The sequence below is a fragment of the Actibacterium sp. genome (genome assembly GCF_041584535.1).
In the GTDB taxonomy this organism is placed as follows: Bacteria; Pseudomonadota; Alphaproteobacteria; order Rhodobacterales; family Rhodobacteraceae; genus Actibacterium_D.
This window is the reverse complement of the sequence record NZ_JBFHDW010000281.1, coordinates 1-3,344: the sequence shown is the minus strand read 5'-3', so window position 1 is coordinate 3,344 and position 3,344 is coordinate 1. Positions and strand designations below refer to the sequence as shown.

Sequence of the window (3,344 nt, the reverse complement as noted above, 5' to 3'; positions counted from 1 at the left end):
CTGGACCCGGCGTTGCTGCGTCCCGGCCGCTTTGACCGTCAGGTGCAGGTGCCGAACCCCGACATCAAGGGCCGCGAGAAAATTCTGGGCGTCCATGCCCGCAAGGTGCCGCTGGGCCCCGATGTCGATCTGCGCATCATCGCGCGCGGCACGCCCGGGTTCTCGGGCGCCGATCTGGCCAACCTTGTGAACGAGGCGGCGCTGACGGCGGCGCGGATCGGGCGCCGGTTTGTCACTATGGACGACTTTGAGAACGCCAAGGACAAGGTGATGATGGGGGCCGAACGGCGCTCGATGGTCATGTCCGAGGACGAGAAAAAGCTGACCGCCTATCACGAGGCCGGCCATGCGATTGTCGGTCTGAACGTGCCGCAGCATGACCCGATCCACAAGGCGACGATCATTCCGCGTGGTCGCGCGCTGGGTCTGGTTCTGTCGCTGCCCGAGCGCGACCAGCTCAGCGTCAGCTACACCAAATACACCTCGAAAATCGCCATGGCGATGGGCGGGCGTGTGGCGGAGGAGCTGATCTTCGGCAAGGAAAACGTCACCTCGGGTGCGTCGAGCGATATTCAGCAGGCCTCGCGCATTGCCCGCGCCATGGTCACGCAATTCGGTTTCGCCGAAGAGCTGGGCTATGTCGATTACGCCAACGAACAGCAGTCCTATCTGGGCAGCTATGGCGGCGGGTCGAACCATTCGGGGATCACTCAGAAAACCATCGACGACAAGGTCAAGGAAATCATCGACACCGGCTATGAAACCGCGCGTCGCATCCTGACCGAGAAACGTCAGGATTTGGAAAATCTGGCGCAGGGTCTGTTGGAATACGAAACCCTGACCGGCGCCGAGATCACCCGCGTGATCGCCGGCGAGCCGCCCAAGGCCGAAGGCGGTGACGATGGCAGCACCGATAACGGTCTGGGGGCCTCGGTCACGGCCATTCCGAAAACCAAGCCCAAGGCCAACCCCGATGGCGGGTTCGAGCCCGAGCCGTCGGCCTGATCCAGAACAGACCTTGAAACGAACATCGCGGCCGGGCATTTGCCCGGCCGTTTTCTTTGCACTGGACGTGGGGTTGGCATTGGTATACCGTTGTATACATAACTCATCCCAAAGGGCACATCTCATGTCCGCACCTGACTGGAACCCCGATCTTTACACCCGCTTTGCCGGTCTCAGATTGCAGCCTGCGCTGGATCTGTTGGCGCGTGTTGGCGCGCTGCCGCCGGGGCCGGTCTGTGACCTTGGTTGTGGCACCGGCGTTGTCGGCCCGGTCCTGCGCGCCCGCTGGCCTGACCGCGCGCTGACTGGCGTCGACGCCTCGCCCGCGATGCTTGAGAAGGCGGCCCAGACCGGCGCCTATGACGACCTGACCCGCGCCGACGCCGCGCTGTGGAATCCCGCAACGCCCCCGGCGCTGATCTTTTCCAACGCGCTGTGTCACTGGCTGCCGGATCACGCCAACCTGTTCGCGCGGCTGGCCGGGGTTCTGGCGCCGGGCGGCACACTGGCAGTGCAGATGCCCCGGCAATTCGCCAACCCCTCGCACGCGCTGATGCGCGACATCGCCCCGCGCCTGTTCCACGACCGGTTCCAGTTCACCGACTGGCAAGCCCCGGTCGCAACGCCTGTAGCCTATCAACGGATGCTGATGCCGCTGGGCCGGGTCTCGGTCTGGGAAACCGAGTATATTCAGCGTCTTGATCCGGTGGATCACGGCCATCCGGTGCGCCATTTCACCCAAAGCACCGCCCTGCGCCCCTTTGCTGAAAAGCTGTCAGACCCTGAACTGGTCCGGTTCATCGCAGCTTATGAACAGGCACTGACCGACGCCTATCCGATCGAGCCTGATGGCAGCGTGATTTTCCCGTTCCGCCGGGTGTTCTTTACCCTGACCGTCTGAGCGGCGATTTCCGTCATCCATGCGTCGCAATTGCCCCTGTGCCGGGGCCGCCCGCGCGCCTACACTCGGGCCAACGGCCCGCAGAGGCCGTGCGAAACGGAGGCCCGATGACCATCACCGACATTGAAATCGCGCGGGCGGCGCAGAAAAAACCGATCAGCCAGATCGGTGCCGCCTTGGATATCCCCGAGCAGGCGCTGCTGCCACATGGCCATGACAAGGCCAAGCTGAACGCCGATTTCATCGCCGGACTTGGCGACCGGCCCATGGGCAAGCTGATCCTTGTCACCGCCGTCAATCCGACCCCGGCGGGTGAGGGCAAGACCACAACAACGGTTGGCCTTGGTGATGCGCTGACCCGGATCGGCAAGCGCGCGGCGATCTGTATCCGCGAACCATCATTAGGCCCGTGCTTTGGGATGAAGGGGGGCGCTGCGGGCGGCGGCTATGCCCAAGTGGTGCCGATGGAGGAAATCAACCTGCATTTCACCGGCGATTTCCACGCCGTCACCAGCGCCCACAACCTGCTGAGTGCGATGATCGACAACCACATCTATTGGGGCAACGAGTTGGGCATCGACCAGCGCCGGGTGACGTGGCGGCGGGTGATGGACATGAACGACCGGTCGCTGCGCGATGTGGTGACCTCGCTGGGCGGGGTGGCCAATGGCTCGCCCCGGCAGACCGGGTTCGACATCACCGTCGCGTCCGAGGTTATGGCGATCCTGTGCCTTGCCCGCGATCTTGACGACCTGCATCAGCGGCTGGGCGACATCATCATCGGCTACACCCCCGACCGCGAGCCCGTCACCTGTCGCCAGATCAAGGCCGATGGCGCGATGACGGTGCTGCTGCGCGAGGCGATGCAACCCAATCTGGTGCAGACGCTGGAACACACACCCGCCTTCGTGCATGGCGGCCCGTTCGCCAATATCGCCCATGGCTGCAATTCGGTCATCGCCACCACGACCGCGCTGAAACTGGCGGATTACGTGGTGACCGAGGCCGGGTTCGGCGCCGATCTGGGCGCGGAAAAATTCATGAATATCAAATGCCGCAAGGCTGGCCTGACGCCCGCAGTTGCGGTGCTGGTGGCGACGGTGCGGGCGCTGAAAATGAACGGCGGCGTGGCGCGCGCCGAGCTGGGGGCCGAGAATATTGCGGCGGTGCAAAAGGGCTGCGCCAATCTGGGGCGGCATATCGAGAACCTGAAATCCTTTGGCGTGCCGGTTGTGGTGGCGGTCAACCAGTTCACCGACGACACCAAGGCCGAGTTGGCAGTGGTGGACGATTATGTGCGCGCGATGGGCACCGAGGCGATCCGCTGCACCCATTGGGCCGATGGCAGCGCCGGGGCCGAGGCGCTGGCCCGGCGCGTGGTCCAGATCACCGAGGCCGGTCAGTCGAATTTCGCGCCGCTTTACCCGGATGATATGGG

2 protein-coding genes and 1 pseudogene are annotated in these 3,344 nt (G+C 64.1%); all 3 read left to right on the top strand.

The genetic code is table 11. The annotated features are described in order from the left end of the window. Window positions 1-1,005 (top strand): annotated as a pseudogene (locus tag ABYW26_RS12320) (cell division protein FtsH); the annotation flags it as partial. A gap of 124 nt (window positions 1,006-1,129) precedes the next feature. Continuing rightward, window positions 1,130-1,906: a methyltransferase domain-containing protein gene (locus ABYW26_RS12315; protein WP_372605194.1), complete on the top strand. Its 777-nt coding sequence runs from the start codon at window positions 1,130-1,132 to the stop codon at window positions 1,904-1,906. 107 nt (window positions 1,907-2,013) lie between these two features. After that, window positions 2,014-3,344: formate--tetrahydrofolate ligase (locus ABYW26_RS12310; protein WP_372605193.1), on the top strand; the 1,331-nt coding region annotated here is incomplete at its 3' end.